This is a genomic window from Acinetobacter sp. S4400-12, from assembly GCF_024129495.1.
Taxonomy (GTDB): Bacteria; Pseudomonadota; Gammaproteobacteria; order Pseudomonadales; family Moraxellaceae; genus Acinetobacter; species Acinetobacter lwoffii_C.
This window is the reverse complement of the sequence record NZ_JAMXYB010000120.1, coordinates 1-329: the sequence shown is the minus strand read 5'-3', so window position 1 is coordinate 329 and position 329 is coordinate 1. Positions and strand designations below refer to the sequence as shown.

Genomic DNA, 329 nt, shown 5'->3' with positions numbered 1-329 from the left:
TGATTTTAAAATCAATCGGTAATCCATTCGCGTCGGTTGCAAGATGTATTTTTGTTGTTCGTCCACCACGTGATTGTCCAATTGCTCTTTTGAAACCATGCCGAGCTCCACTTGCATGTTGATGCACGCGTATGTAGCTTCCGTCAATGAATACCCATTCTTGATCCAGGACGCCTCGTAATCTAAAAAAAATTTATCCCACAATCCCTTGCTTGCCCAACGATTAAAGCGATTGTAAGCAGTTTGCCAAGGACAAAATTCTTGGGGAATATCCCGCCATGTGGCGCCTGTACGCAGTTTCCATAAGATCGCTTCCATGATATTTCTAC

At 43.5% G+C, this 329-nt stretch carries 1 pseudogene; it reads right to left on the bottom strand.

The window, feature by feature from the left end:
* Positions 1-329: pseudogene (locus tag NI461_RS14170) on the bottom strand (IS5 family transposase); the annotation flags it as partial.